The sequence below is a fragment of the Variovorax sp. TBS-050B genome, assembly GCF_029893635.1.
Classification (GTDB): Bacteria; Pseudomonadota; Gammaproteobacteria; order Burkholderiales; family Burkholderiaceae_C; genus Variovorax.
The window spans coordinates 3,242,318-3,265,223 of the sequence record NZ_JARXYR010000002.1 but is presented as its reverse complement, the minus strand read 5'-3'; the positions used below and the strand labels follow the sequence as shown (position 1 = coordinate 3,265,223).

General features: G+C 66.9%; 22 protein-coding genes, 1 tRNA gene and 1 pseudogene. 4 read left to right on the top strand and 20 right to left on the bottom strand.

Annotated features, from left to right (window positions below; all coding sequences use genetic code 11):
• Window positions 1–5: 5 nt before the first annotated feature.
• The 19 genes and pseudogenes from nuoK to M2165_RS18090 all read right to left on the bottom strand — a co-directional run bounded on the left by nuoK (window position 6) and on the right by M2165_RS18090 (window position 17,380).
• Window positions 6–314, bottom strand: coding sequence for an NADH-quinone oxidoreductase subunit NuoK (nuoK, locus tag M2165_RS18180; protein ID WP_280815981.1), 309 nt, complete (start codon window positions 312–314; stop codon window positions 6–8).
• Window positions 311–970 (bottom strand): NADH-quinone oxidoreductase subunit J, encoded by a 660-nt coding sequence (locus M2165_RS18175; protein ID WP_280815980.1) that lies wholly within the window; start codon window positions 968–970, stop codon window positions 311–313. Before M2165_RS18175 ends, nuoK begins: the two co-directional genes overlap by 4 nt.
• A gap of 35 nt (window positions 971–1,005) precedes the next feature.
• The gene (nuoI, locus tag M2165_RS18170) at window positions 1,006–1,527 is read right to left on the bottom strand and encodes an NADH-quinone oxidoreductase subunit NuoI (protein WP_280815979.1); all 522 of its coding nucleotides are present in this window, start codon (window positions 1,525–1,527) and stop codon (window positions 1,006–1,008) included.
• A gap of 17 nt (window positions 1,528–1,544) precedes the next feature.
• Window positions 1,545–2,621 carry an NADH-quinone oxidoreductase subunit NuoH gene (gene nuoH, locus M2165_RS18165; protein ID WP_280815978.1) on the bottom strand — a complete coding sequence of 359 codons (1,077 nt, stop codon included), beginning with the start codon at window positions 2,619–2,621 and terminating at the stop codon, window positions 1,545–1,547.
• Window positions 2,618–4,783 carry an NADH-quinone oxidoreductase subunit NuoG gene (gene nuoG / locus M2165_RS18160; protein ID WP_280815977.1) on the bottom strand — a complete coding sequence of 722 codons (2,166 nt, stop codon included), beginning with the start codon at window positions 4,781–4,783 and terminating at the stop codon, window positions 2,618–2,620. Before nuoG ends, nuoH begins: the two co-directional genes overlap by 4 nt.
• Before the next feature lie 17 nt (window positions 4,784–4,800).
• Window positions 4,801–6,141, bottom strand: a complete 1,341-nt coding sequence (gene nuoF, locus M2165_RS18155) for an NADH-quinone oxidoreductase subunit NuoF (RefSeq protein ID WP_280815976.1) — start codon at window positions 6,139–6,141, stop codon at window positions 4,801–4,803.
• Window positions 6,141–6,686: an NAD(P)H-dependent oxidoreductase subunit E gene (locus tag M2165_RS18150; protein ID WP_280815975.1), complete on the bottom strand. Its 546-nt coding sequence runs from the start codon at window positions 6,684–6,686 to the stop codon at window positions 6,141–6,143. Before M2165_RS18150 ends, nuoF begins: the two co-directional genes overlap by 1 nt.
• A 10-nt stretch (window positions 6,687–6,696) precedes the next feature.
• On the bottom strand, window positions 6,697–7,950 hold the full coding sequence (locus tag M2165_RS18145; protein WP_280815974.1) for an NADH-quinone oxidoreductase subunit D: 1,254 nt from the start codon (window positions 7,948–7,950) through the stop codon (window positions 6,697–6,699).
• Window positions 7,951–7,955: 5 nt separating this feature from the next.
• Entirely contained in the window at window positions 7,956–8,567 is a 612-nt protein-coding gene (locus tag M2165_RS18140; RefSeq protein WP_280815973.1) for an NADH-quinone oxidoreductase subunit C, read from the bottom strand.
• A gap of 12 nt (window positions 8,568–8,579) precedes the next feature.
• The gene (locus M2165_RS18135) at window positions 8,580–9,059 is read right to left on the bottom strand and encodes an NADH-quinone oxidoreductase subunit B family protein (protein ID WP_280815972.1); all 480 of its coding nucleotides are present in this window, start codon (window positions 9,057–9,059) and stop codon (window positions 8,580–8,582) included.
• A gap of 15 nt (window positions 9,060–9,074) precedes the next feature.
• Window positions 9,075–9,434, bottom strand: coding sequence for an NADH-quinone oxidoreductase subunit A (locus tag M2165_RS18130; protein ID WP_012748607.1), 360 nt, complete (start codon window positions 9,432–9,434; stop codon window positions 9,075–9,077).
• A gap of 66 nt (window positions 9,435–9,500) precedes the next feature.
• Window positions 9,501–9,585: transfer RNA gene (locus M2165_RS18125), tRNA-Leu, on the bottom strand.
• A 118-nt stretch (window positions 9,586–9,703) separates the two neighbouring features.
• Window positions 9,704–10,108: a preprotein translocase subunit SecG gene (gene secG / locus M2165_RS18120; RefSeq protein WP_280815971.1), complete on the bottom strand. Its 405-nt coding sequence runs from the start codon at window positions 10,106–10,108 to the stop codon at window positions 9,704–9,706.
• 37 nt (window positions 10,109–10,145) lie between these two features.
• Window positions 10,146–10,913 carry a triose-phosphate isomerase gene (gene tpiA, locus M2165_RS18115; protein ID WP_280815970.1) on the bottom strand — a complete coding sequence of 256 codons (768 nt, stop codon included), beginning with the start codon at window positions 10,911–10,913 and terminating at the stop codon, window positions 10,146–10,148.
• Window positions 10,914–10,936: 23 nt separating this feature from the next.
• Window positions 10,937–11,935, bottom strand: coding sequence for an NAD(P)H-quinone oxidoreductase (locus M2165_RS18110; RefSeq protein WP_280815969.1), 999 nt, complete (start codon window positions 11,933–11,935; stop codon window positions 10,937–10,939).
• A gap of 95 nt (window positions 11,936–12,030) precedes the next feature.
• Entirely contained in the window at window positions 12,031–14,334 is a 2,304-nt protein-coding gene (pnp, locus tag M2165_RS18105) for a polyribonucleotide nucleotidyltransferase (RefSeq protein WP_280815968.1), read from the bottom strand.
• 216 nt (window positions 14,335–14,550) lie between these two features.
• A pseudogene (gene rpsO / locus M2165_RS18100) lies at window positions 14,551–14,818 on the bottom strand (30S ribosomal protein S15).
• Between the two features lie 90 nt (window positions 14,819–14,908).
• Window positions 14,909–16,087, bottom strand: a complete 1,179-nt coding sequence (locus tag M2165_RS18095; RefSeq protein WP_280815967.1) for a pyridoxal phosphate-dependent aminotransferase — start codon at window positions 16,085–16,087, stop codon at window positions 14,909–14,911.
• 12 nt (window positions 16,088–16,099) lie between these two features.
• Window positions 16,100–17,380 (bottom strand): branched-chain amino acid ABC transporter substrate-binding protein, encoded by a 1,281-nt coding sequence (locus M2165_RS18090; RefSeq protein ID WP_280815966.1) that lies wholly within the window; start codon window positions 17,378–17,380, stop codon window positions 16,100–16,102.
• Between the two features lie 125 nt (window positions 17,381–17,505).
• On the opposite strand from M2165_RS18090, the gene M2165_RS18085 reads away from it, so the two are divergent.
• Together M2165_RS18085 and M2165_RS18080 are read left to right on the top strand one after the other, a co-directional pair.
• Window positions 17,506–17,877 (top strand): Hsp20/alpha crystallin family protein, encoded by a 372-nt coding sequence (locus M2165_RS18085; RefSeq protein WP_280815965.1) that lies wholly within the window; start codon window positions 17,506–17,508, stop codon window positions 17,875–17,877.
• Between the two features lie 205 nt (window positions 17,878–18,082).
• A complete protein-coding gene (locus tag M2165_RS18080) occupies window positions 18,083–18,838 on the top strand; it encodes an alpha/beta hydrolase-fold protein (RefSeq protein WP_280815964.1) in 756 nt (251 codons plus the stop codon).
• Here the strand turns inward: M2165_RS18080 and tsaD are convergent.
• Window positions 18,777–19,835, bottom strand: coding sequence for a tRNA (adenosine(37)-N6)-threonylcarbamoyltransferase complex transferase subunit TsaD (tsaD, locus tag M2165_RS18075; RefSeq protein ID WP_280815963.1), 1,059 nt, complete (start codon window positions 19,833–19,835; stop codon window positions 18,777–18,779). The genes M2165_RS18080 and tsaD overlap by 62 nt on opposite strands.
• A gap of 205 nt (window positions 19,836–20,040) precedes the next feature.
• On the opposite strand from tsaD, the gene M2165_RS18070 reads away from it, so the two are divergent.
• Both M2165_RS18070 and M2165_RS18065 read left to right on the top strand, forming a co-directional pair.
• A complete protein-coding gene (locus M2165_RS18070; RefSeq protein WP_280815962.1) occupies window positions 20,041–21,318 on the top strand; it encodes a nitrate regulatory protein in 1,278 nt (425 codons plus the stop codon).
• 338 nt (window positions 21,319–21,656) lie between these two features.
• Entirely contained in the window at window positions 21,657–22,901 is a 1,245-nt protein-coding gene (locus M2165_RS18065; RefSeq protein ID WP_280815961.1) for a CmpA/NrtA family ABC transporter substrate-binding protein, read from the top strand.
• The last annotated feature ends 5 nt before the right edge of the window (window positions 22,902–22,906 follow it).

Below are 22,906 nucleotides of genomic sequence, written 5' to 3'. Positions count from 1 at the left end.
TGTCGTTATCCCTTGAGCGCATTCAGCTCGTCGACGTTGATGTTGGACTTGTTGCGGAACAACAGGACCAGCAGCGCCAGGCCGATGGCCGATTCGGCCGCCGCCACCGTCAGGATGAAGAACACGAAGATCTGGCCGTGCATGTCGCCCAGGTAGTACGAGAAGGCGACGAAGTTCATGTTGACCGCGAGCAGCATCAGCTCGATCGCCATCAGCAGCACGATCAGGTTCTTGCGGTTCAGGAAGATGCCGATCACCGACAGCGCGAAGAGCATCGCGCCGAGCGAGAGGAAGTGTCCGAGCGTGAGCGTCATGCTTTGTTTTCCTTTGCCGCCTCGACCGGGGCCTCGACCACGGGCGCGGCCGCGCGCGTGACCGGCATCTGCACGATGCGCACGCGGTCGCGCGCCTTCACGCGCACCTGGTCGGCCGGGTCGACGTACTTGCTGTCCTTGCGGGTGCGCAGCGTGAGCGCGATCGCGGCGACGATGGCCACGAGCAGGATCACGGCCGCGATCTCGAGCGGGTACAGGTATTCGGAGTACAGCAGCTTGCCGAGGTCGAGCGTGTTCGAGCTGTTGGGCGCGGCAGCCGCCGCGGCGGCGGCGCGCGGCGCCTCGGCCAGGCGGAAGCCGCCCATCAGAACGGCCGCCATTTCGAGCGCGATCAGCGCACCCACGCCCGCGGCGAGCGGGAAGTGCTTCCAGAAGCCCTGGCGCAGGCTGTCGACGTTGATGTCGAGCATCATCACCACGAACAGGAACAGCACCATCACCGCACCCACGTAGACGAGCACCAGCGAGATCGCGAGGAACTCGGCGCGCAGCAGCAGCCAGATGGCCGAGGCCTGGAAGAAGGCCAGCACCAGGTACAGCGCGGCGTACACGGGGTTGCGGGCAGTGATGACGCGGAAGGCCGCGAACAGCAGCACCGCGGCAAACAGATAGAACAGACCGGTCTTGACGTCCATTGGAATTCGGATGGGTACGGGGTGGGCCGATCGGATCAGCGGTACTTGGCGTCGGCCGCCTTGTTGGCCGCGATTTCTTTTTCGTAGCGGTCGCCCACTGCCAGGAGCATGTCCTTGGTGAAGTAGAGGTCGCCGCGCTTCTCGCCGTGGTATTCGAAGATGTGGGTCTCGACGATCGAATCGACCGGGCAGCTCTCTTCGCAGAAGCCGCAGAAGATGCACTTGGTCAGGTCGATGTCGTAGCGCGTGGTGCGGCGCGAACCGTCGTCGCGCACGTCGGACTCGATCGTGATCGCGAGCGCGGGGCACACGGCCTCGCAGAGCTTGCAGGCGATGCAGCGCTCTTCGCCGTTGTCGTAGCGGCGCAGCGCGTGCAGGCCGCGGAAGCGCGGCGACAGCGGCGTCTTCTCTTCGGGGAACTGCACCGTGATCTTGCGGGCGAAGGCGTATTTGCCGGTGATCGCCAGGCCCTTGAACAGTTCGAACAGCATGAAGCTGCCGAGGAAGTCCTTGAGCGAGAACGGTGCCGACGGGGTGGTTGCGGTATGCGCAGACATGATGTTGGCGCTTCCAGTTATTTCCAGATGTTGAACGGGGTCTGCATCCAGGCGCCCACCACCACCAGCCACACGAGCGTGACCGGGATGAAGATCTTCCAGCCGAGCCGCATGATCTGGTCATAGCGGAAGCGCGGGAAGGTGGAGCGGACCCACAGGAACATGGTGACCACGCAGAAGGTCTTGATGCCGAGCCAGATCCAGCCCGGGATGAAGCTCAGGAACTCGAAGGGCGGCAGCCATCCGCCGAGGAACAGCACGACGCACAGGATCGAGACCAGCCACATGTTGGCGTACTCGGCCAGGAAGAACATCGCGAAGCTCATGCCCGAGTACTCGATCATGTGGCCGGCAACGATTTCGGACTCGCCCTCGACCACGTCGAACGGGTGGCGGTTGGTTTCGGCCAGGCCCGAGATGAAGTAGACGACGAAGATCGGCAGCAGCGAGAGCCAGTTCCACGACAGGAAGCCGATGCCCATGTCCGCGAAGGTGCCCTTGCCCTGCCCCGTCACGATGTCGGTCATGTTGAGGCTCGCGGAGACCATCAGCACCACGACGAAGCAGAAGCCCATCGCGATCTCGTAGCTCACCATCTGCGCCGAGGCACGCAGCGCGCCGAGGAAGGCGTACTTCGAGTTCGACGCCCAGCCGGCGATGATCACGCCGTAGACCTCGAGCGAGGTGATGGCCATCACGAACAGCAGGCCGGCGTTGATGTTGGCGAGCGCCACGTCGGGGCCGAAGGGAATCACGGCCCATGCGGCGAGCGCCGGCATGATGGTCATGATCGGGCCGAGCAGGAACAGGCCCTTGTTGGCGACCGTCGGAAGGATGATTTCCTTGGTCATCAGCTTGAGCGCGTCGGCGATCGGCTGCAGCAGGCCCAGCGGCCCGATGCGGTTCGGGCCCAGGCGGATCTGCGTGAAGCCGATGGCCTTGCGCTCCCAGAGCGTGAGGTAGGCCACGGCGAGCATCAGCGGGATCACGACCACGATGATCTTGACCAGCGTCCAGATCACGGGCCAGGCCACGGCCGTCCACCAGCCGGCGTGGATCAGCCCCTGGCCGAAAGCGTGCACTGCGTCGATCATGCCAATGCCTCCTCGGCACGGGCCGCCGGTTGTGCGAGCGCGCCGCGCGCGTCGGCGGTGAGCTGCAGCGAAGGCGCGCGGCGCACGATCGCATCGAGTTGGTAGATGCTCGCGACCACGGGCGCGGGCAGCTCGCCATCGGCAGCCAGCGGCTTCGCGGCCGTGGCGTTCGAGAGCGCATCGGCGGGCACGGCGCCCTTGTCGCCCACGGTGGCGAGCACCTCGGCGGTCGACTCGAAGCCGAAGCCCGGCAGGCCGAGCAGGTTGGCGAGCACGCGCAGCACCTTCCAGGCCGGGCGCGTTTCGCCCTGCGGCTTGACGACCGCATGGAAGCTCTGCGCGCGGCCTTCGGCGTTGACGAAGGTGCCCGGCGTTTCGGTGAAGGGCGCGATCGGCAGCAGCACGTCGCTGAATTCGAGGTTGGCCTTGAAGGGGCTCAGCGTCACGACCATCTGCGCGTTGCCGATGGCCTCGGCGGCTGCGGCACCCGCGGCCGAGTCGAACACCGGCTCGTTGTTCAGCAGCAGCACGGCCTGGAGGCCCGAGCCGGCCGACAGCATGCGGCCCGCATCGAGGCCGCCGTTCTTCGGGAACGCGCCCGCGAGCTGTGCGCCCACGGTGTTGGCGGCCTCGGTCAGGTAGCCGACGGTCGCGCCGGTCTGCGCGCCGATCCAGTTCGCGAGCGCCAGCAGGCTGCTGGCCTGCGCATGGTGCGCGGCGGCGTTGCCGAGCAGGATGGCCTTGCGCTCGCCGCCGAGCAGCGAAGCGGCGATCGCCTTCGCGACGTCGTCGGGGGCATTGGCGGGTGCGAGCGGCGCGGCGGCGCCGGTGGTCTGGCCGATGGCGGCGGCGATGCCGGCCAGCGCCTCGACCCATGCGCCGGGTTCGGCGATGGTGGCTTGCGCCGCGGTCATCGCCCAGGCTTCGGGATCGGCCATGAGGTTCTGCGAGGTCAGCACCGACAGCGCGGCGCCCTTGCGCACGGCTTCGCGGATGCGCAGCGCGAACAGCGGATGGTCCTTGCGCAGGTTGGAGCCGATCACGAACGCGCGCTGCAGTTGCGACAGCGACGCGATCGAGGTGCCGAGCCAGCGCACGCCCTCGAACGCCGGGAACTCGGCGTTGCGCAGGCGGTAGTCGATGTTGTCGCTGCCGAGTTCGCGCGTGAGCATGGCCGCGAGCTTGAGCTCCTCGAGCGTGCTGTGCGGGCTCACCAGCGTGCCGATGCTCTGCGCACCGTGGTCGGCCTTGATCTGCTTGAGACCGTTGGCCACGTACTCGAGCGCGGTCTGCCAGTCGACCTGCTGCCACTGGCCGCCCTGCTTGAGCATCGGCTGCGTGAGGCGTTCGGGACCGTTGAGGGCCTCGTACGAGAAGCGGTCGCGGTCGGCGATCCAGCATTCGTTGACGTCGTCGTTCTCGAGCGGCACCACGCGCATCACGCGGTTGTTCTTGACCTGGACGATCAGGTTCGCACCGGTGGAATCGTGCGGGCTCACCGACTTGCGGCGCGACAGCTCCCAGGTGCGGGCGCTGTAGCGGAACGGCTTGCTCGTGAGCGCGCCGACCGGGCACAGGTCGATCATGTTGCCCGAGAGTTCGGAATCCACGGTCTCGCCGAGGATGGTGGTGATCTCGGAGTGCTCGCCGCGGTGGATCATGCCGAGCTCCATCACGCCGGCCACCTCCTGGCCGAAGCGGACGCAGCGCGTGCAGTGGATGCAGCGGCTCATCTCTTCCATGCTGATCAGCGGGCCGACGTCCTTGTGGAAGACGACGCGCTTCTCTTCCTCGTAGCGCGAGGAAGAACCGCCGTAGCCCACGGCCAGATCCTGCAGCTGGCATTCGCCGCCCTGGTCGCAGATCGGGCAGTCGAGCGGATGGTTGATCAGCAGGAACTCCATCACGGACTGCTGCGCCTTGATGGCCTTTTCGCTCTTGGTGCGCACGATCATGCCCTGGGTGACGGGCGTGGCGCAGGCCGGCATCGGCTTGGGCGCCTTCTCCACGTCGACCAGGCACATGCGGCAGTTGGCCGCGATGCTGAGCTTCTTGTGATAGCAGAAGTGCGGGATGTAGGTGCCCGCCTTGTCGGCCGCATGCATCACCATGCTGCCTTCGGTCACTTCGACCTTCTTGCCGTCGAGTTCGATTTCGATCATGGGTGTGTTTCTCGCCCTCAGGCCTTGACGGGCGCTTGCGGGACGTAGCCCGGAATCAGCGCCTCGAACTCGTGGCGGAAGTGCTTGATCATGGCGCGCACCGGCATGGCCGCGGCGTCGCCGAGCGCACAGATGGTGCGGCCCTGGATGTTGTCGGCCACGGAATTGAGCAGGTCCATGTCGGACGCCCTGCCCTGCCCGTTGTGGATGCGGTCGACCACGCGGTACAGCCAGCCCGTGCCTTCGCGGCAGGGCGTGCACTGGCCGCAGGACTCGTGCATGTAGAAGTACGACAGGCGGCGCAGCGACTCGACCATCGAGCGGCTGTCGTCCATCACGATCACCGCGCCCGAGCCCAGCATCGAGCCGGCCTTGGCGATGGAGTCGTAGTCCATCGTGCACTGCATCATGATCTCGGCCGGCAGCACCGGTGCCGACGATCCGCCGGGAATCACCGCCTTGAGCGTGCGGCCCTTGCGCACGCCGCCGGCGAGCTCGAGCAGCTTGGAGAACGGCGTGCCCATCGGCACTTCGTAGTTGCCGGGCAGCTCGACGTCGCCGCTGACCGAGTAGATCTTGGTGCCGCCGTTGTTCGGCTTGCCGCATTCGAGGTAGGCCTGGCCGCCGTTGCGGATGATCCAGGGCACCGCCGCGAAGGTCTCGGTGTTGTTGATCGTGGTCGGCTTGCCGTAGAGGCCGAAGCTCGCCGGGAACGGCGGCTTGAAGCGCGGCTGGCCCTTCTTGCCTTCGAGCGATTCGAGCAGCGCGGTTTCCTCGCCGCAGATGTAGGCGCCGAAGCCGTGGGAGGCGTGCAGCTGGAAGCTGTACGTGCTGCCCATGATGTTGTCGCCGAGGTAGCCGGCGGCGCGCGCTTCCTCGAGCGCCTCTTCGAAGCGCTCGTAGCTCTGGAAGATCTCGCCGTGGATGTAGTTGTAGCCCACGCTGATGCCCATCGCGTAGGCCGCGATGGCCATGCCTTCGATCACGATGTGCGGGTTGAACTGCAGGATGTCGCGGTCCTTGCAGGTGCCCGGCTCGCCCTCGTCGGAATTGCAGACGAGGTATTTCTGGCCCGGGAACTGGCGGGGCATGAAGCTCCACTTCAGGCCCGTGGGGAAACCCGCGCCGCCGCGGCCGCGCAGGCCCGAGGCCTTGACTTCGGCGATCACCTGGTCGGGCGTCAGGCCTTCGGTGAGGATCTTGCGCAGCGCCTGGTAGCCGCCGCGCGCTTCGTAGTCGGCCAGGCGCCAGTTGGTGCCGTCGAGGCCGGCATAGATCTGCGGCTCGATGTGCCGGCCGTGGAAGCAGGTCTGCACGCCGGTGGCGCGGAACTGCTGGAGCACTTGTTCGGGTGACATCAGGCAGCCTCTCCCTTGGCCGAATCGCGCAGGCCGTCGACGAGCTGGTCGAGCTTCTCGTTGCTCATGAAGCTGCACATGGTGCGGTCGTTGACCAGCATCACGGGCGAATCGGCGCAGGCGCCCAGGCATTCGCTCTGCTGCAGCGTGAACAGGCCGTCGGCCGTGGTCTCGCCCATCCTGATGCCGAGCTTCTTCTCGAGGTGCACGAGCGCGGTGACGCCGTCGCGCAGCTGGCACGGCAGGTTGGTGCACACGTTGAGCTTGAAGCGGCCCACCGGATGCTGGTTGTACATGTTGTAGAAGGTCGTGACCTCGTGCACCGCGATCGGCGCCATGCCGAGGTATTCGGCGATCTCGCGCTCGCGCTGGATGCTCACGAAGCCTTCGTCCTGCTGGACGATCGACAGGCAGGCCATCACGGCCGACTGCTTGCCCGCCTCGGGGTACTTGGCGACCTCGCGCGCGAAGCGCTCGAGAATTTCGGCCCTCAAAGGGGCAGAAGGCGCCGAGGGCGCCGTGTCATGGTGGGTCGAGGAAGTCATTCGCTCTTTCTCACCTGTCGATTTCGCCGAACACGATGTCCATCGTGCCGATCACCGCGACAGCGTCGGCGATCATGTGGCCGCGCGACATTTCGTCGAGGGCGGCGAGATGCGGGAAGCCGGGCGCGCGGATCTTCAGGCGATACGGCTTGTTGGCGCCGTCGCTCACGAGATAGATGCCGAACTCGCCCTTCGGGTGCTCGACGGCGGCATACGCCTCGCCTTCGGGCACGTGGAAGCCTTCGGTGAAGAGCTTGAAATGGTGGATCAGCTCCTCCATGTTCGCCTTCATCGATTCGCGCGCGGGCGCGGCGACCTTGTGGTTGTCGGTGATGACCGGACCCGGGTTGGCGCGCAGCCACTGCACGCATTGCTGGATGATCCGGTTGGCCTGGCGCATTTCTTCCACGCGCACGAGGTAGCGGTCGTAGCAGTCGCCGGTGCGGCCGACCGGCACGTCGAACTGCATCTGGTCGTAGACGTCGTAGGGCTGCTTCTTGCGCAGGTCCCATTCGATGCCTGAGCCGCGCAGCATCGGACCGGTGAAGCCGAGGTTCAGCGCGCGCTCCGGCGACACCACGCCGATGCCCACGGTGCGCTGCTTCCAGATCCGGTTGTCGGTGAGCAGCGTCTCGTACTCGTCGACCATCTTCGGGAAGCGCTTGCAGAAGTCGTCGATGAAGTCGAGCAGCGAGCCCTGGCGGTTCTCGTTGAGCTTCTCGATCGCCTTCGCGTTCTTGATCTTGCTGACCTTGTACTGCGGCATCGCATCCGGCAGGTCGCGGTAGACGCCGCCCGGACGGAAGTAGGCCGCATGCATGCGCGCGCCCGAGACCGCCTCGTACATGTCGAACAGGTCTTCGCGTTCGCGGAAGCAGTAGATGAGCATGTTCATCGCACCGCAGTCGAGGCCGTGCGCGCCGAGCCACAGCAGGTGGTTCAGCAGGCGGGTGATCTCGGCGAACATCACGCGGATGTACTGCGCGCGCAGCGGCACCTCGAGGCCGAGCATCTTCTCGATCGCGAGGCAGTAGGCGTGCTCGTTGCTCATCATCGACACGTAGTCGAGACGGTCCATGTACGGCAGCGACTGGATGAAGGTGCGCGTCTCCGCGAGCTTCTCGGTTGCGCGGTGCAGCAGGCCGATGTGCGGATCGGCACGCTGGATCACTTCGCCGTCGAGCTCCAGCACGAGGCGCAGCACGCCGTGCGCTGCGGGATGCTGGGGACCGAAGTTGAGGGTGTAGTTCTTGATTTCGGCCATATCAGTCAGTGCAAGCCGGCGCCGTACTTGTCTTCGCGGATCACGCGCGGCGTGATTTCACGCGGCTCGATCGACACCGGCTGGTAGACCACGCGCTTCTGCTCCTCGTCGTAGCGCATCTCGACATGCCCGGAGACCGGGAAGTCCTTGCGGAACGGATGGCCGATGAAGCCGTAGTCGGTCAGGATGCGGCGCAGGTCGTCGTGACCTTCGAACACGATGCCGTAGAGGTCGAAGGCTTCGCGCTCGAACCAGGTGGCGGAATTCCACACCTGCTGCAGCGAATCGACGACCGGCAGGTCTTCGCTCGGCGCGAACACCTTGAGGCGCACGCGCTGGTTGAGGCTCACCGAAAGCAGGTGCGAGACCACGCCGTAGCGCGCGCCTTCCCACTCGCCTTCGCGGTAGTCGGAATAGTCCATGCCGCAGAGATCGATCAGCTGCTCGAAGCGGCAGCCGGGCGCATCGCGCAGCAGCAGCGCGGCGTCGATGTAGTCGGCAGCGCCGACCACCACGGTCACCTCGCCGAGCGCGACGGTCACGCTCTTCGCCTTGGCACCCAGGGTCTGCACCAGAGTCGCCTGGAGCGCCTCTGGAGAAATCGCAAAATCGGTCATCAGGGCAATTCCTCAGGCGCGCGCGATGGTGTTGGTGCGGCGGATCTTCTGCTGCAGCTGGATGATTCCGTAGAGCAGCGCCTCGGCGGTGGGCGGACAGCCCGGCACGTAGACATCGACCGGCACGATGCGGTCGCAGCCGCGCACTACGGAATAGCTGTAGTGGTAGTAGCCGCCGCCGTTCGCGCACGAACCCATGGAAAGCACCCAGCGCGGCTCGGGCATCTGGTCGTAGACCTTGCGCAGCGCCGGCGCCATCTTGTTGCACAGCGTGCCGGCCACGATCATCAGGTCGGACTGGCGCGGGCTCGGGCGGAACAGCATGCCGAAACGGTCGATGTCGTAGCGGGCCGCGCCCGCGTGCATCATTTCGACGGCACAGCATGCGAGGCCGAACGTCATCGGCCAGAGGGATCCGGTCTTCGCCCAGTTCACCACCGTGTCGTAGGTGGTGGTGACGAAGCCTTCTTTCATGACGCCTTCAATGGCCATTTTGTAGCTTCCTTGTCATTCCCAGTCGAGCGCACCCTTTTTCCACTCGTAGGCGAAGCCCACGACGAGGATGGCGAGAAAGATCATCATGGCCCAGAAGCCGACGGCGCCGATTTCCTTGAGTGCAATCGCCCACGGAAAGAGGAAGGCGATCTCGAGGTCGAACAGGATGAAGAGAATCGCGACGAGGTAATAGCGCACGTCGAATTTCATGCGCGCATCCTCGAAGGCCTCGAAGCCGCACTCGTACGGTGCGTTCTTGGCCGCGTCGGGCCGGTTGGGCCCCAGGATGTAGCCGATGACCTGTGGCGCGACGCCTACACCGACACCGACCAGAATAAACAACAGGACGGGGAGATAGGAATCGAGGTTCATCGGGAATTTTCACCGCTTGCCACCGGCAGAAGAACGCTCTGAACGAGGTTTTCTGCCGGTGAGATTTGGTGCGGTCGGCGAGACTCGAACTCGCACAGCTTTCGCCACTACCCCCTCAAGATAGCGTGTCTACCAATTTCACCACGACCGCGGTTTTGACTGTCCGGATGGCATGAGGTACCTGTGAAGGTGTTTGGCTTTCCGAACAGCTTTAGAGTTTACCCTGAAATGAAGCCGTTTTCACCGAGGCTTCAATGAAAACAACTTGATTATTTGTTCGGAATCTCGCCGGCGCCCGCAGCGGGTGCGGCAGGTGCCGAAGCCGGCGCGCCCGCCGGCGCTGCGCCGGAAGGAATCTGCCCTGCCGCGCCCGAAGCGGGCGTGGCCGGCACACCGATCGCGGCCCGCTCCAGCAGGCTGCCGCCGCCCGTGGGGCGCGCATGGCTGAAGTAGGCCAGCAGCAGCGTGCAGGCGAAGAACACCGCCGCCAGCACCGCCGTGGTGCGCGAGAGGAAGTTGGCACTGCCGCTGGCGCCGAACAGGCTGCCGGCGCTGCCGCTGCCGAAGGCCGCGCCCATGTCGGCGCCCTTGCCGTGCTGGATCAGGATCAGCCCGATCATCGCGAGCGACGCCAGCATCTGCACGCCGACCAAGAGATTGAGGACCACATTCATTCGTTCTTACTCCTAATTTGATGGCTGCCCGCGCGCCTCAGCGTGCGGCAGCCGAGATGATCTGCAGAAAGTCGGGCGCCTTGAGCGACGCGCCGCCGATCAGGCCGCCGTCGATGTCGGGCTGGGCCAGCAGCTCGGCCGCGTTGGCCGCGTTCATGCTGCCGCCGTAGAGGATGCGGATGCCGGCGGCATGGTCGCTCGCGGCATGGTGCAGCTGCGCGCGCAGCACCGCGTGCACGGCCTGCGCCTGTGCCGGCGTGGCGGTCTTGCCGGTGCCGATGGCCCAGACGGGTTCGTAGGCGACCACGATCTCGCTGATGCAGTGGCCGTTGAGGTGGATCACCGCGGCCAGCTGGCGCTTGACCACTTCCTCGGTGTGCCCCGCCTCGCGCTCGGCGAGCGTCTCGCCGACGCAGACGATCGGCGTGATGCCGTTCGCCAGTGCCGCGGCGGTCTTCGCCGCCACCGCGTCGTCGGTCTCGCCGTGGTACTGGCGCCGTTCGGAGTGGCCCACGATCGCGTAGCGCACGCCGAAGTCCTTGAGCATGGCCGCCGACTGCTCGCCCGTGAACGCGCCCTGCGGATGCGCCGAGACGTCCTGCGCACCCAGCGCCATGCCCGGCGATGCGGCCAGCAGCGCCTGCAGCTGCGCGAAGTACGGCGCAGGCGCGCACAGTGCCACGTCGCAGCCGGCCGGCGCCGCGGCGAGGCCCTGCTGGAGTGCCTTCACGAGCGCCTCGTTGGCAGCGAGGCTGCCGTTCATCTTCCAGTTGCCGGCGATCAGTTTCTTTTTCGTCGTCGTCATCGTCGTCGTGTGTTGTTCGCTCGTCACCAGGTCAGCACGATCTTGCCGATGTGCTGGTTCGATTCCATCAGTGCATGGGCCTGCGCCGCGCCACTGGGTTCGCCCGCGGCGGCAAAGGTGCTGTGGATCACGGGCTTGACCGCACCGCCCTCGAGCAGCGGCCAGACCTTCTCGCGCAGCGCCTTCGCGATGGCGCCCTTGAATTCGACCGGCCGCGGCCGCAGCGTGGAGCCCGTGATCACGAGCCGCCTGCGCAGCACCAGCCCCGCATTGAATTCGCTCTTCACGCCGCCCTGCACCGCGATGATCACGAGCCGGCCGTCCTCGGCCATGCACTCGATCTCGCGTGCGACATAGTCGCCCGCGACCATGTCGAGGATCACGTCCACGCCCTTGCCGCCCGTGAGCTTCTTCGCCTCTTCGACGAAGTCGCTGGTGCGGTAGTTGATCGCATGGTCGGCGCCGAGCTTCCTGCAGGCCTCGCACTTGTCGTCGCTGCCGGCGGTCACGATCACGGTCGCGCCCATCGCCTTGGCGATCTGGATCGCCGTCACGCCGATGCCGCTCGAGCCGCCCTGGATCAGCAGGGTCTCGCCCTTCTGGAGGCGGCCGCGATCGAACACGTTGCTCCAGACGGTGAAGAAGGTCTCGGGCAGCGAAGCGGCCTCGACGTCGCTCCAACCCTTCGGCACCGGCAGGCACTGCGCCACGGGCGCCACGCAGAGCTCGGCATAGCCGCCGCCCGCGATCAGCGCGCAGACGCGATCGCCGACCCGCAGCCCCGCCTCGGCCAGCGCCGCGGCATCGCCCGAGACGATCTCGCCGGCCACTTCGAGACCGGGCAGGTCGGAAGCACCCGGCGGCACCGGATAGTGCCCCTTGCGCTGCAGCACGTCGGGTCGGTTGACGCCACTGGCCGCGACGCGGATCAGCAGCTCGCCCACGCCGGCCACCGGATCGGGGCGCTCCACGGTGCGCAGCACCTCGGGGGCGCCGTACGAAGTGATTTCAATGGCTTTCATGGTCCTGGCCTGCAACGCCCGCCGAGCGGGCGCGGTTCGCGGTTCAAAAAGAACGAGGGCGGCGGCACGCGGCCGCCGCACGCTTGCGTTCCTGCTTACTCTTCGCGCGGCGCGTAGGGCTGCTCGCCGGCCGGAACCTGCGGCTGCTCGTTGCGCGGCTGCTGTGGCTGCTCGAAGCGCGGGGCGCGCTCGCCGCCACGCTCGCCACGGTCCCCGCGATCGCCACGGTCCGAACGCTCGCGGCGCTCGCCGCCGCGGTCGCCACGGTCTTCACGCGGCGGGCGCTCGCTGAACTCCATGCCGGCCGGACGCTCGGCCAGGGCCTTCATCGACAGCTTCACGCGGCCCTTCTCGTCGGTCTCGAGCACCTTGACCTTCACGATCTGGCCTTCGCTCAGGTAGTCGGTCACCTTCTCGACGCGTTCGTGCGCGATCTGGCTGATGTGCAGCAGGCCGTCCTTGCCGGGCAGCAGGTTGATGAGCGCGCCGAAGTCCAGGATCTTGGTGACCGGGCCTTCGTAGACCTTGCCGATCTCGACCTCGGCCGTGATCTGCTCGATGCGCTTCTTCGCCTCTTCGGCCTTGGCCGGATCGGTCGAGGCGATGGTGATGGTGCCGTCCTCGTCGATGTTGATCGTGGTGCCGGTCTCTTCCTGCAGGCCGCGGATGACCGCGCCGCCCTTGCCGATCACGTCGCGGATCTTCTCGGGGTTGATCTTCAGCGTGGTCAGGCGCGGCGCGAACTGCGACACGTCGGCCTTGGCCTCGCCCATCGCTTCCTGCATCTTGCCGAGGATGTGCATGCGCGCTTCCTTGGCCTGCGCCAGCGCGACCTGCATGATTTCCTTGGTGATGCCCTGGATCTTGATGTCCATCTGCAGCGCGGTGATGCCGTTGGTCGTGCCGGCCACCTTGAAGTCCATGTCGCCGAGGTGGTCCTCGTCACCGAGGATGTCGGTCAGCACCGCGAAGCGGTTGTCTTCCTTGATCAGGCCCATGGCGATGCCCGCGACGTGCGCCTTCATCGGCACGCCGGCGTCCATCATCGAGAGGCAGCCGCCGCAGACCGAAGCCATCGACGAGGAACCGTTCGACTCGGTGATCTCCGACACCACGCGGATCGTGTAGGGGAACTCTTCCTTGGTCGGCAGCACCGCGACGAGCGCACGCTTGGCGAGGCGGCCGTGGCCGATCTCGCGACGCTTGGTGGAGCCCATGCGGCCCACTTCGCCGGTGGCGAAGGGAGGCATGTTGTAGTGGAACAGGAAGCGGTCTTCGTACTCGCCGGCCAGTGCGTCGATGCGCTGCGCGTCGCGTTCGGTGCCGAGCGTGGTCACGACCAGGCCCTGCGTCTCGCCGCGCGTGAACAGCGCCGAGCCGTGGGTGCGCGGCAGCACGGAGTTGCGGATCTCGATGGGACGCACGGTGCGCGTGTCGCGGCCGTCGATGCGCGGCTCGCCCGAGAGGATCTGGCCGCGCACGATCTTCGATTCGATCGCGAACAGCAGGTCGTTGACCTTGCCGGCGTCGAAGGGCTCGCCGCTTTCCTTGAGCGCTTCCATCACGCTGGCGTTGGCTTCGCGCAGGGCCTGGGTGCGGGCCTGCTTGCTGCGGATCTGGTAGACCGCGCGCAGCTTCTCTTCGGCCAGGCCCTTGACCTTGGCGACGAAGGCCTCGTCCTCGGCCGGCGGCTGCCAGTCCCACACCGGCTTGCCGGCGTCGCGGACGAGTTCATGGATCGCGTTGATCGCGATCCTGGCCTGCTCGTGGCCGAACACCACGCCGCCCAGCATGACTTCTTCGCTGAGCTGCAGGGCTTCGGATTCAACCATCAGCACGGCGGCTTCGGTGCCGGCGACCACGAGGTCCATCTGCGAATCCTTGCGGGCGGTCTGGCCCGGATTCAGCACGTACTGGCCGTTGATGTAGCCCACGCGCGCGGCGCCGATCGGGCCGCTGAACGGAATGCCGGAAATCGACAGCGCAGCGCTCACGCCGATCATGGCGGCGATGTCGGCGTCGACTTCGGGATTGAGCGACAGCGTGTGGATGACCACGTGCACTTCATTCAGGAAGCCTTCGGGGAACAGCGGGCGGATCGGACGGTCGATCAGGCGGCTGGTCAGCGTTTCGTGCTCGCTGGGCTTGGCTTCGCGCTTGAAGAAGCTGCCGGGGATCTTGCCCGCGGCATAGGTCTTCTCGATGTAGTCGACGGTCAGCGGGAAGAAATCCTGGCCGGGCTTGGCCGACTTGGAGGCGACCACGGTGGCGAGGATCACGGTGCCGTCGATGTCGACCACCACGGCGCCGGTGGCTTGGCGGGCGATTTCGCCCGTTTCCATGACGACGGTCTTGTCGCCCCACTGGAAGGACTTGGTGACTTTGTTGAAGAGGCTCATGTTTGCTCCTGTTTTAATAGCGGGCACCCTGCAGGGGCTGCAGGTTCCGCGGGGCCGGAGGCTTCTCAGAACACGATGCCATTCCAGCGAAGCTCGGGAGGAACTTCATTGGAATGACACAGCTTCGCTCTGCTTGGGCACTCCGAAAAGTGGATCGCGAAGTAAAAAACGCCTGAGCTAGCGGACTAACCCAGGCGTTTTTTCATGCGATTCGGTTTACTTGCGCAGACCCAGCTTGGCGATCAGCGCGGTGTAACGGTCGGCATCCTTGGACTTGAGGTAGTCCAGGAGCTTGCGGCGGCGGCTCACCATGCGCAGCAGGCCGCGGCGACCGTGGTGGTCCTTGGCATGCGTCTTGAAGTGGGGGGTGAGCTCGTTGATGCGGGCGGGTGAGCAGTGCGACCTGGACTTCGGGGCTGCCGGTGTCGTTGGCGGCGCGGGCGTTGTCCTTGACGACTTCGGCCTTGATGGAGGCTGCGATCATTTGAATTTCCTGTTTGTTCCGGGATGTTTGACTTGCGGTGGGCGCTGGAACTGCACCCACCGTGCGCCTTGCGGCATGCAAAGCAGAAGATTATAGCTCGACCCCAGGCTGCGCGCATTTCGTGAGCCAGGCCCGGAGGCGCTCGACGCCCTGGACCAGGCGATCCGGGTCCTTGGAGGCGAAGCACCAGCGCAGCCAGCCCTCCGCTTCGGGCGCGAAGGCGTTGCCGGGGGCGAGCCCGAGGCCGGCTTCGACGACCAGGCGCTTGGCGAGTGCGAGCGAATCGCCGAAGCCCTCGAGCCGGAAGAAGGCGTACATGCCGCCCTTGGCGGGAGCGACCTGCACGCCGGGCAGCGCGGCGAGCAGCGGCACCAGGGTGTCGCGGCAGCGCTGGAGGTGGGCCACGACGCGCGGCGTGATCTCGGCGGTGTGCGCGATGGCCGCGATGGCGGCGCGCTGGGTGAAGACGCTGGCGCAGGAGGTGTTGAACTCGATCAGCTTGCCGATGCCGTCGACCAGCGCAGGCGGCAGCACCAGCCAGCCGAGGCGCCAGCCGGTCATCAGGAAGCTCTTCGAGAAGCTGTGCGTCACGACCAGCCGGTCGTCCGGCCGCGCGATGTCGAGGAAGCTCGGCGCGCAGCCGTTCGGCGTCGGCTCGAAGTAGAGCCGCTCGTAGACCTCGTCGGCCAGGATCCAGGTGCCGGTGGCGCGGCAATGGTCGAGCACGGCCTGCTGCTCCTCGCGCGTCATGGTCCAGCCGGTCGGGTTGTTGGGCGCGTTGACGATCAGCAGCCGGGTCGCCGGCGTGACCGCGCGGCGCAGCGCCGCGAGGTCCAGGGTCCACTCGCCGCCCGTGGGCACGAGCGGCACGGTGCGCACGCGCGCGCCCAGGATCGCGGGCTGCGCCGTCAGGTTCGGCCACACCGGCGTGACGGCGATCACGTCGTCGCCCGCCTCGACGAGGGCCTGCACCGCGAGCATCAGCGCGCTGACGCCGCCCGAGGTCACGGCGATCCGCGAGGCGTCGACCGCCGGATGCAGCGCGCTGGTGTAGCGCGCGATCGCCTCGCGCAGCTCGGGCAGTCCGAGGTTGTGGGCATAGAAGGTCTCGCCGCGCTGCAGCGATTCGATCGCGGCCTGCCGGATCACCTCGGGGGTGACCTCGTCGCTTTCGCCGAACCAGAAGGCGAGCACGTCGTCGCGGCCGAGCCCGGCATTGGCGACTTCGCGGATCTTGGAGGCTTCGAGGTTTTGGATGGCTTCACGCATGGGTTTCGGTTCCTAGGGCCTTTTCATCTTGCAGGTCGTCGGCAGCTCGGCGCGTTCCGGCGCGATGGTCCTGACCACGCGGAAGCCGTAGCCGGAGCCTTCGACGTCGAACTGCACGCCGGGCCGGCCCTGCCTGTCCATCACGCCCACGACGAGCGGCTGCTGGAACTGGTGGTCGGCCGCGCGCATGCGGCCGCGCTGGCCGTGGAGCGTCACGTCGGCGTTCTCGAGCGCGCGCGCCACGGCCACCGCGTCGGTGCTGCCGGCGCGTTCGAGCGCCTGCGCGAGCGACTCCACGAGCAGTTGCATGCGCATGTGCACGTAGTCGTCGGCGGGCTTCGGAAAGCGCGCGCGGAAGGCGCGGTAGAAGGCTTCGGAAGGCGCCGTCTGCACGTTCGGCAGCCAGTCGGCCACCGCGACCACGCGGCCGATGCCGGCGTCGCCGATCGCCGCGGGCGCGCCGAGCGCATTGCCGTAGAAGGTATAGAAGGTGCCGTTGAAGCCGGCCTCGCGCGCGGCCTTCACCAGCAGCGTGAGATCGTTGCCCCAGTTGCCTGTGAACACCGCCTGCGCGCCGCTCGCGACGATCTTGCCGGCATAGGGCGCGAAGTCCTTGACCTTGCCGATCGGATGAAGCTCGTCGCCGACGATCTCCACGTCCTGGCGCTGTGCGCCGAGCTGGCGGCGCGTCTCGCGCAGCACCGCCTGGCCGAAGCTGTAGTCCTGGCCGATCAGGTATGCGCGCTTGAGCGTCGCGTCGTCCTTCACCACTTCCATCAGCGCGGCCACGCGCATGTCGGCGTGGGCGTCGAAGCGGAAGTGCCAGAAGCTGCAGCGCTCGTTGGTCAGCACCGGATCGACCGCGGCGTAGTTGAGGAAAATCACGCGCCGCGACGGATCGCGCTCGTTGTTCTTCTCGATCGCGTCGACGAGCGCCGCGGCCGTGGCCGACGAGTTGCCCTGCAGCACGATGCGCGCGCCGTCGTCGATGGCCGCGCGCAACGCCGAGAGCGCCTCTTCGTTCTGCCCCTTGCTGTCGTAGCGGTCGAGCTGCAGCGGCCGCGCGCCGCCCGGCAGCTTGATGCCGCCGCGCGCGTTCACGCGCTCCACGGCCCACAGCAGGTTGCGGAAGACGGCTTCGCCGGTGTTCGCGAACGGTCCGCTCATGCTCTCGATCAGCGCGAGGCGAATGGGCGCGGGCGGTGTCTGCGCCTGCACCGCCAGGGCCGGGGTGCATAGCGCCAGCGCCGCGAATTTCAAGGCCTTGCGACGCCAAATAAAGCTGGGATTCATTGTCTTGAAACAGGTGCGGCTGCGCCTAGATGAGGTGGCAAGCGGCACTCAGGATTGAACGGCCGCGCAGTGTAAGGGACACACATTCCTTGTCCCCATTGTGTTCATCCATTCAGGAGTCTCAGATGTTCTTCGCCCCCACCCTTCGCACCGCCCGCTTCGCACCGCGCGCCTACGACCGTGCCTTCGAGCGCTTCGTCGCCGATGCGTTCTCGACCGTGCAGCGCTCGCCGCTCGTCGAACAGGACGACAAGAGCTGGACCCTCTCGATCGACGTGCCCGGCCTCTCGCGCGAAGATCTCACGATCGGCATCGAGGGCGCCGTGGTCCGCATCGAAAGCAAGGCCGAAGCCAAGCGCCAGCTCAAGGCCGCCTACGAGCTGCCGCAGGACATCGACGTGAGCGCCAGCGATGCCCGGCTCGAGAACGGCGTGCTCACGCTGAAGCTCGGCAAGCAGGTCCCCGTGAGCCAGGTCTCGCAATTGCAGATCAACTGACACACGCCTGCAATGCCCACGGAGGGAAAGTGCGTTATCTATTGTTTTTGACTTTGAACAAGTTCATTAATCACAATAGGACGGCGGATAACGTCACATCATGTGATGTTTTCCCATTTTTTCTCTACGTGGGCGGCTCGCAAACGCACTTCTTTTCATGACGCATTCATGACGGTGCGGATACGGCTGCCCTTCAAGGCACGCCATGATCACGCACCTCAAGTCAGCCAAAGACAATGAACGGTCCGACACGCTCCTGGTCTTCCTGCCCGGCGCCTACCTGAAACCGGACGAGTTCGAACGCGAAGGATTCATCAGCGCGGTGCGCGAGCGCCATCTGGCTGCCGATGCGCTGCTGGTGGATGCCGACGTGTCCTACTACTACGACCAGACGCTGAGCGAACGCCTGCATGCCGACGTCATCGAGCCGCAGCGGGCCCTCGGCTACAAGTCGATCTGGCTGGTCGGCATCTCCATCGGCGGCTTCGGCGCGCTGATCCATGAACTCTCCAAGCCGGGCTCGGTCGACGGCATCGTCGCCCTCGCCCCCTACCTCGGCAGACGCATCCTCGGCGCCGAGATCCTCAAGGCCGGCGGGCTGCGCACCTGGCAGGCGCCCGCGGGCCCGCAGCCCGACGAGGAACCCGACCGCAAGCTGTGGCCCTGGTTCCAGCAATATCTCGAACCGCAGAAATCGAAGAACCTGCCGCAGCTGTACCTCGGCTTCGGCCTGAGCGACCGCTTCGCGAGCAACCACAAGCTGCTCGCGGACGCGCTGCCCGAAGGCCGGGTCTTCACCACCGAGGGCGGCCACGACTGGCCGCAGTGGCGGCAGCTCTGGCGCAACGTGCTCGACGTGCTGCCGCTGCCCTCGCTCGGACGCGCCCGCCCGGCCGGCGCTACGCCGGCAGCGGCGGCGACTCCGGCGTCGCCAGCGAAGCCATGGGCCATCGCGGTTTGACGTCGAAGGCGTAGCGCGCGTTCGCCTGCGAGAGCCCCGACTGCAGCCGCATGGCGGCGGCCATCGCGATCATGGCGCCGTTGTCGGTGCACAGGTGCAGCTCGGGATAGTGCACGCGCACGCGGCGCCTGGCGCAGGCGGCATTCAGCTGCTCGCGCAGGCTGCGGTTCGCCCCCACCCCGCCGGCCACGACGAGCCGCTTCAGGCCCGTCCGGTCGAGCGCCGCGAGCGACTTCTTCAGCAGCACCTCGACGATCGCCGCCTGCGTGGAGGCCGCGAGGTCGGCCTTGCGCGCCTCGAGCGCATCGCCGAGCTTCTTGGCCTGCGTCAGCACCGCGGTCTTGAGTCCCGCGAACGAGAAGTCGAGGTCGCCGCTGTGCAGCAGCGGCCGCGGCAGCTTGAAGGCCGCGGCATCGCCCGTTTCGGCGAGCTTGGCGAGCCAGGGGCCGCCGGGGTACGGCAGGCCCATGAGCTTGGCGCTCTTGTCGAAGGCCTCGCCGGCCGCGTCGTCGATGGTTTCGCCGAGCAGTTCGTAGCGGCCCACGCCGTCCACCTGCATCAGCTGGGTGTGGCCGCCCGAGACGAGCAGCGCGACGAACGGGAATTCGGGCGGATCGGCGCTCAGGAACGGCGACAGCAGATGCCCCTCGAGGTGGTGCACGCCGAGCACCGGCTTGCCGAGCGCCGCGCCGAGCGCACAGGCCACGCCCGCGCCCACGAGCAGCGCACCCGCGAGGCCGGGGCCGCGCGTGTAGGCCACCACGTCGATTTCCGCCAGCGACCGCCCTGCCTCCTTCATCACGCTGTCGGTCAGCGGCAGCACGCGGCGGATGTGGTCCCGGCTCGCGAGCTCGGGCACCACGCCGCCATACGCCTGATGCATGGCGATCTGGCTGTGCAGCGCGTGGGCCTTCAGGAGCGGCAGCGCGCGGCCATGCGCCTCGACCAGCGCCACGCCGGTCTCGTCGCAGGAGGATTCGATTCCCAACAAGAGCATGGGGCGAGTTTAGGCGCGGGGTGGCGCTGGCGCCGACGTAGGGATACAGAAGACCGAACGCAGAAGGAATACAAAGATCACGCAGAAGTCGCGAAAAAGACCGGATGAATTTCGGTTTTCCTTCTGCGACTTCTGCGAAACCTTCGCGACTTCTGCGTTCGGCTGCCCGCACCCGACGGCACAGATGTTGCGACAGCTGCCGAAGATGAAATCCGGCCTCAGCTTCCTCATCGCCGCCAGAAAGTGCGAAATCGACGAGCTGGACCAGCTCGCGCGCACCAGCGACCTGGTCGGCCTGATCGCGCGCCTGGTCCATGCGCTGCAGCGCGAGCGCGGCATGTCGAACGTGTTCCTCGCCTCGCGCGGCGCACGCTTCGCCGACCAGCGCGATCCGCAGATCGCCGAATGCCTGGCGCTCGAGCAGGCGGTGCGCGCCGGTTTCGACGAACTGGAAGCCGAGGTGCGCCCCGCGGGCGCGGGCAACAGCGCGCGTCTGTTCAGCCGCATCGCCTGGGTGCTGCCGGGCCTGGACGGCCTGCCGGCCCTGCGGCGGCGCATCGGCGCGCTCGAACTCACGCCCGCGCAGGCCACCGCCGCCTTCGCGAAGCTCGTGGCCGGCCTGCTGGCGGTGGTGTTCGAGGCGGCCGACGGTGCGACCGACCCCGAGATCTCCCGCCTGCTGGTCGCGATGTTCAACTTCATGCAGGGCAAGGAATTCGCCGGCCAGGAGCGTGCCTTCGGCGCCGCGTCGCTGGCGGTCGGCCGCAGCGGCGAGGCGCAGCAGCGCCAGCAGTGGCTGCATCTGATCGAACTGCAGGAACGCTGCTTCCAGGTCTTCACCGACTTCTCGCGCGGCGAGGTGCTGGCGCTCTGGCACCGCACGCAGTCCGAGGCGGCGATGGCCGAGATCGAGCGCCTGCGCCGCATGAGCGTCACTTCGGTACAGCCGCCCGCCGCCGTACCCGATCCGCGGCTGAGCCAGGCCTGGTTCGACTGCTGCACGCGCCGCATCGATGCGATGAAGGCGGTGGAAGACCGCCTGGCCGCGGACCTGCGCGGGCTCTGTGCGCAGAAGATCGCCCAGGCGCACGGCGAGCTGCAGCAGTACCGGCAGGTGCTCGGCACGCTCCAGCCGCAGTCCGAGGGCGCGAGCTTCTTCGAGGATGCCGACACCCGCGCCGCCGAGCCCGCCCAGTACGGCCGGCATCTGGAGCGCTCGGTGCTCGACATGGTCCGGGAGCAGTCGCGCCGGCTGCAGGCCATGAGCGACGAACTCGAAACCGTCCGGGCTTCCCTCAACGAGCGCAAGCTGGTCGAACGCGCCAAGGGCCTGCTGATGGCGCACCGCCGCATGAGCGAGGACGAGGCCCACAAGATGCTGCTGCAGACCGCCATGAACCAGAAGCGCCGGCTCGTCGACGTGGCCGAGTCGATGCTCGCGATGGCCGACTACCTGCCCCTGCCGGCCGCGCCGCGGCACTGAGCGCGCGGTGCGCGCGCGCACTGTTTGGTGCAGCGCACAAGAATCGTGCACGCCGTCGCCGGGCCGCCCGGCCAGCCGCGAAGCCTCGAAGGCCGTCGCTTCGCTGCTGTCGATTCGATAGCAGCAGCGGGCCCCACAAAGCTGGCACGCCGCTTGCTCAAGTAGCGCATGGACCTTCGGGTCCGGCAGGCGGCATCCAACGGCGGGTGCTTCCGGCCACCATCGGACAAAGGCGTCCCCCATCCCGCAAGGGCTCGTTCGCGAGCAGCCCCTTGCGTGGTGCGGGACGCCTTTTTTGTTTTTCGTCTGTTCCTTTTTCTTCAACCGGAGCCCGCCCCATGACCGACCCGCTGAAAACCCGCCTCAGCCGCCGCCGCATCCTGCAAGCCGCCGCCCTCGGCGCGGTCGGCATCGATCCGGCCCTGCGCGCCGCCGTCTGGGCGCAGGGTTCCGACAAGCCCGAGAAGAGCGAGGTGAAGATCGGCTTCATCCCGCTGACCGACTGCGCGAGCGTGGTGATGGCCTCGGTGCTCGGCTTCGACAAGAAGTACGGCGTGAAGATCGTGCCCAGCAAGGAGGCCAGCTGGGCCGGCGTGCGCGACAAGCTGGTCAACGGCGAGCTCGACATGGCCCACGTGCTCTACGGCCTGGTCTACGGCGTGCACGTGGGCGCCGGCGGTCCGAAGAAGGACATGGCCGTGCTCATGGGACTGAACCGCAACGGCCAGGCCATCACGCTGTCGAAGGCGCTGGCCGACAAGGGCGCGGTGGACGCGCCTTCGCTCGCCAAGCTCATGGCGAAGGAGAAGCGCGAATACACCTTCGCCGGCACCTTTCCCACCAGCACCCACACCATGTGGCTCAACTACTGGCTGGCCTCCGCGGGCATCAGCCCGGTGGACGATGCCAAGGTGATCGTCGTGCCGCCGCCGCAGATGGTGGCCAACATGCGCGTGGGCAACATGGACGGCTTCTGCGTCGGCGAGCCCTGGGGCCAGCGCGCCATCATGGACAAGATCGGCGTGACCGCGATCACCACGCAGGACATCTGGCGGGACCATCCCGAGAAGGTGCTCGGCACGCGCGCCGAGTTCGTGAAGGCCAATCCCAACACCTGCCGCGCCGTGATGATGGCCGTGCTGGAGGCCGGCAAGTGGATCGACGCCAACCTCCAGAACAAGGCGAAGATGGCCGAGACGGTGGCCGAGAAGAGCTACGTCAACACCAGCGCGGACGCCATCAACCAGCGCATCCTCGGCCGCTACGAGAACGGCATGGGCAAGACCTGGGACGACCCCAACCACATGAAGTTCTTCGACGACGGCGCGGTCAACTTCCCGTACCTGTCGGACGGCATGTGGTTCCTCACGCAGCACAAGCGCTGGGGCATCCTGAAGGAACACCCCGACTACCTGGCGGTCGCGAAGCAGATCAACCAGATCGACATGTACAAGGACGTCGCCGGCGCGATGAAGGTCAGCGTGCCGAAGGATCCGATGCGCACCAGCAAGCTGCTCGACGGCGTGGTCTGGGACGGCAAGGACCCGAAGAAGTACGCCGATTCGTTCAAGGTCCACGCCTGAGGAGC